The 4433-nt window shown below is 53.1% G+C and carries 6 protein-coding genes; all 6 read right to left on the reverse strand.

Annotated elements, in window-relative coordinates; all coding sequences use genetic code 11:
• Positions 1-125: 125 nt before the first annotated feature.
• A complete protein-coding gene (lpxI, locus tag VEI96_00475; GenBank protein HXX56455.1) occupies positions 126-938 on the reverse strand; it encodes a UDP-2,3-diacylglucosamine diphosphatase LpxI in 813 nt (270 codons plus the stop codon).
• A gap of 206 nt (positions 939-1144) precedes the next feature.
• Positions 1145-1924 (reverse strand): acyl-ACP--UDP-N-acetylglucosamine O-acyltransferase, encoded by a 780-nt coding sequence (lpxA, locus tag VEI96_00480; protein ID HXX56456.1) that lies wholly within the window; start codon positions 1922-1924, stop codon positions 1145-1147.
• Positions 1924-2403 carry a 3-hydroxyacyl-ACP dehydratase FabZ gene (gene fabZ, locus VEI96_00485; protein HXX56457.1) on the reverse strand — a complete coding sequence of 160 codons (480 nt, stop codon included), beginning with the start codon at positions 2401-2403 and terminating at the stop codon, positions 1924-1926. Before fabZ ends, lpxA begins: the two co-directional genes overlap by 1 nt.
• The gene (lpxD, locus tag VEI96_00490; GenBank protein HXX56458.1) at positions 2400-3416 is read right to left on the reverse strand and encodes a UDP-3-O-(3-hydroxymyristoyl)glucosamine N-acyltransferase; all 1017 of its coding nucleotides are present in this window, start codon (positions 3414-3416) and stop codon (positions 2400-2402) included. The genes fabZ and lpxD overlap by 4 nt, the downstream gene beginning before the upstream one ends.
• 23 nt (positions 3417-3439) lie before the next feature.
• Entirely contained in the window at positions 3440-4003 is a 564-nt protein-coding gene (locus tag VEI96_00495; protein ID HXX56459.1) for an OmpH family outer membrane protein, read from the reverse strand.
• 95 nt (positions 4004-4098) lie between these two features.
• The coding region (locus tag VEI96_00500) for a BamA/TamA family outer membrane protein (GenBank protein ID HXX56460.1) at positions 4099-4433 on the reverse strand (335 nt) is incomplete at its 5' end.

Raw genomic sequence — 4433 nt, forward strand, 5'->3', positions numbered from 1 at the left:
AAACATTTCACACCTCCGGAAAGAGCGTTGCGAAATCCGTGATCTTCGCCGGGAGAAGCGATACGGTATCCTCTATCACGAATTACGGTCATATATACTAAACATTTCGCCGTATTTAATCAACATCACGTCTGCCTGTGGCCGACTACCGATATCCCCGCTCGGTCGGCCCCGGTCAGGAGATCCTCCTTCCCGATGAGGATTGTTTTTCCGGCCTCCACCGCGAGAACCCTCGCTTTCACCTCGATCATCGCCTGAAGGGTGCTGGGGCCGACAACAGGAACGTCGAACCGCATATCCTGGTTCGGTTTACTCACCTTTATCACGACAGCCCCTTCAGAGGCGTACCTCCCCCCTCTCCTTATCGCTTCATCGGTCCCTTCAATCGCCTCTATCGCCATAACAGCACGGTCTTTCACGACGACGGTCTGGCCTATATCCAGTCCCCCGATCTCCTTCGCGATCTTCCATCCGAAGGCGATGTCTTTCAACTCATCGCGGGAAGGCCCGCTTTTCGTCATCATACCATCAGGGGCAAGTATGCCTGAACAGAAATCAGTGGTATTCAGGAGGGAGATTCCGTCTTTTTCGAGCTCCTTCGTGATCGCGAGGAGGATCGAATCATCCCGTCTGTCCTTGAGGGTAAAGAGCAGCTTTACCGCTCTCAGATCAGGCGTAATCCTGCTCTTGTAAAGGAGCGACTTTGGTACCTTTCCCGCCATTACCGCTTCTTTTACTCCGGAGCGTTTCAGGGATTCTATGATTTCACCCAGCTTGCCGACGTTTACCCATCGGATATCGTCGACGCAGGCCGACAGTCCCTCGTCAGCGAGAGGTTCGAGGGCGACCGCGATGACACGGAATCCCTTTGCCCTCGCCTCAGCAGCAACGGCCTTTGGAAGGTCTCCCATTCCTGCTATCAAGCCTACTGTCTTCATATGAGAATGAGTTCAGATCCTCCGGTAACGGTTTGACTTCCTTTTCCTTCGGTTCCTTCCCGGCAGTGATTCGGGAAGATTCCTCTTCATCCGACGGGACAGGAAGCAGAGGTCGTCTTCTCTCTTGACCGTATGCGGGAAATGAAATAACTAACGGGTTGCCGCCCCGTGATCTCGTGATTCGTCTGCTCAGTAACGTTCAGCGACTATCTGCAGATTCCCCTCTTGTTCTTTTCTATAAACTCGATGAAGATTCTTATCTCTTCGGTGCTTGGCAGTTCTGCCTTGATCTTCTTGATGGCGTCCTTCAGGGTTCTCTTCTCTCTGAAGAGTATCTTGTATGCCTTCTTGAGCGCATTGATGCTCGCATCGCTGAATCCCTGCCTTTTCAGTCCCACGGTATTCAGGCCGAAGAGCTTCGCCCTGGCTCCGGATGCTATGGTATAGGGCGGAATGTCCTGGCCTATGCCACTGAACCCACCGACCATCGCATAGGCACCGATCCTCGTGAACTGATGCACCGCAACAAGGCCTCCGACGACGGCATAGTCATCAATGGTTACGTGGCCGGCAAGGGTCGCCGCATTCGCCATCGTGACGTGGCTGCCGATCTTGCAGTCATGGGCGATATGGACGTAGGCCATGAGAAAATTATGGTCTCCGATGACGGTCAGTCTGTCACCGCTCACAGAGGCCCTGTGGATGGTTGTGCATTCCCGTATGATGTTCCCGTTCCCGATGACGAGACCGGTCTCTTCGTTCCGGTATTTTAGGTCCTGCGGCGGCAGACCGATGCTCGTGAACGGGTATATGGTGCAATCTTCGCCGATCTCCGTCTTTCCCTCAATCACGACATGAGATGAGAGCTTTGTCCCCCTCTTCACAGTCACTTTGCCTTTTATGATGCAGAAGGGCCCGATGGACACATCCTTATCAATGGTTGCCTCTCTGTCTACGATAGCCGTAGCATGGATCGCCTTTGTCATCAGGACACCTTCCCTGAGTTGTCGGAGGCATCCTCTGTTCTTTGGCTATTCTCCTTCTTGAGTACCATAGCCGTGAAGTCTGCCTCTGCAACGACCTTTCCGTCTACGAGGGCGGTCCCCGAGAACTTCCAGACATTTCCCCGCTGTTGGAGGGCAATTACCTCGAGCCGCAGCTGGTCGCCGGGCACAACAGGCTTCCTGAACTTCGCCTTCTCTATGCTCATGAAGTAGACCGCATCCCCCTGCACTCCGGAGCGGAATGCCATGATCCCCGAAACCTGGGCCATCGCCTCTACGATTAATACTCCCGGCATTATCGGATTTCCCGGGAAATGTCCGATAAAGAAGGGCTCGTTTACCGTCACATTCTTTATGCCGACGGCCTTCTTCCACGGTTCCAACTCGACAATCCTGTCGACCATGAGAAAGGGATATCTGTGGGGAAGAAGATCCTGGATCTCCTTAACGTCCATTATCATGGTGCCTCCTCTAAGCTTTTTATTTTTGCCTCCAGTTCCCGGAGCCTCTTGTTGATCTCCGGAAGCCTTGCAAAGAGAGCGGCCGCCTTGAGAAAGTCTCTGTGCGGTATAGCGGGGCTGCCTGAATAGATGCCTTTATCAAGGTCCCCTAAAACACCGGACTGAGCTCCGACCATGGTGCCGTCACTTATCCGTACATGATCTGGGACCCCGACCTGACCTCCGAGGACAACAAAATTTCCTATCTCGGAACTCCCCGCAATCCCTACCTGAGCGACGATGATCGAGCTTTCCCCGATCTTCACGTTATGGGCGATCTGGACGAGATTGTCAATCTTCGTGCCGCTCCCGATGATCGTATCGCCTGTTGTCGCCCTGTCTATGGTGACGTTTGCGCCTATCTCGACATCGTCTCCTATGACGACACCGCCGACCTGGGGAATCTTGTGATGCCTCCCGTCCTCTAATACATAACCGAAGCCGTCGGAGCCGATCACGGAACCCGCATGAATGATCACCCTGTTGCCGATCTTCGCCTTTTCCCTTACGGTCACATGAGGATAGATGATACAGTCATCACCGATGACCGCATCATCCCCGATAAATACCCCTGGGGAAATGACCGTATTCCTTCCGATGACCGCTCCGTCAGCGATATATGCAAAGGGGCCGACGGAAACGTCAGGGCCTATTGTCGCTCTCGCTGAGACAGATGCCAATGTGCTTATGCCGGTCCGTTTGACCGGTTTCCTATGGAAGAGGGCCAGCAACTCTGCGAAGGCGAGTTGGGGATTCTTTACGATGATCTGGGGTTTCCGCAATTCGGGAATGAATTCCCCAACGAGAACGCACGACGCCTTACTCCGGGCACATGCCTCGATGAGCCTGCGGTCGGAGAGGAAGGTGATCTCACCTTCCTCCACATCGTGGATGCCTGCTACACCCAGAATATCTGTCTCCGGATCCCCTTTGGCTTCTCCGCCGAGACGTGTCGCGATCTCTCCGAGTTTCATGCCGGTGCTGATCCTGAACGAGCCTATTTCTTATCCTTTGTCCTGGTCTCGTTGTAACGCTTTATCACCTTATCGGTTACATCGAGATCTTTCCTCGAGTAGAGGATGATGCCTTCAACATTTTCGAGGATAAGCGAGTATCCGTCTTCCTGGCCTATCTTGTCTATGACCTCCCTGATTTCCTTAATGATGCCTCCCGTAATCTGATCTTCTTTTTTCTTTATCTCCGCCTGGGCATCCTGAACCATCCTCTGGTAATCCCTCAAGAGTCTCTCTATCTCCTCTTCTTTTGCCTTCTTTGCCTCAGCCGAGAGGACTGACCCCTGCTTTTCGAGTTCTGCCTTGAGCTTTTCGACGTTCTTTCCCTTTTCCTCGATGGCGGCCTGTTTCGTCTTTATGAGGGTTTCAAGTTCGGTCTTCGCCTTCTTGCCGGACTCTGATTCATTGAGAGCGACCCTGAGATCGACATATCCGATCTTGACGCCATCTGTGGCGGATGAAGCTTTCACGAGACCCAGCGTCACCAGGAATACCACAAAACCAACCCATAAAACGGAATGCCTCTTCTTCTCTGTTATCTTGCCCATCACTTCCTCCTTACTGTTATTTGATTTTCCTTCTGACGATCTGATCGCTCAGGTAACTTCGGCCCACCTCATCCTGCTCTGCACAGATTTCAAACTTAGAAGAAACTCCCGAAGGCGAACTCCACCTTGCCCTGCGGCTCTCCCGCTTTTCTCTGCAGATTGTATCCATATTCGACTCTTATCGGACCCATCGGGGATATCCATCTGATGCCGGCTCCGGTGGTGGGCCGCATGGGGCAGTCTGTCGCGAGCGGCGCCGGAAGGCATATTGCGGACTTCTTGAAGCTCACACCGGCGTCGGTGGCAGTGCCATAATCAAAGAACGCTACTCCCTTCAATTTCACCTCCGTGAAGATCGGGAATATGTACTCTGCGTTGAATATGAGTTCTCTCGTGCCTCCGATGGGCTGCAGACTCGTGAAATCCCTGG

The sequence above is a fragment of the Thermodesulfovibrionales bacterium genome (genome assembly GCA_035622735.1).
Lineage (GTDB): Bacteria > Nitrospirota > Thermodesulfovibrionia > Thermodesulfovibrionales > UBA9159 > DASPUT01.

What these genes read in the sequence shown, in the direction of transcription:
- lpxI (HXX56455.1), bottom strand. Translation starts at nt 938, where the DNA reads ATGAAGACAGTAGGCTTGATAGCAGGAATGGGAGACCTTCCAAAGGCC.
- lpxA (HXX56456.1), bottom strand. Translation starts at nt 1,924, where the DNA reads ATGACAAAGGCGATCCATGCTACGGCTATCGTAGACAGAGAGGCAACC.
- fabZ (HXX56457.1), bottom strand. Translation starts at nt 2,403, where the DNA reads ATGATAATGGACGTTAAGGAGATCCAGGATCTTCTTCCCCACAGATAT.
- lpxD (HXX56458.1), bottom strand. Translation starts at nt 3,416, where the DNA reads ATGAAACTCGGAGAGATCGCGACACGTCTCGGCGGAGAAGCCAAAGGG.
- VEI96_00495 (HXX56459.1), bottom strand. Translation starts at nt 4,003, where the DNA reads ATGGGCAAGATAACAGAGAAGAAGAGGCATTCCGTTTTATGGGTTGGT.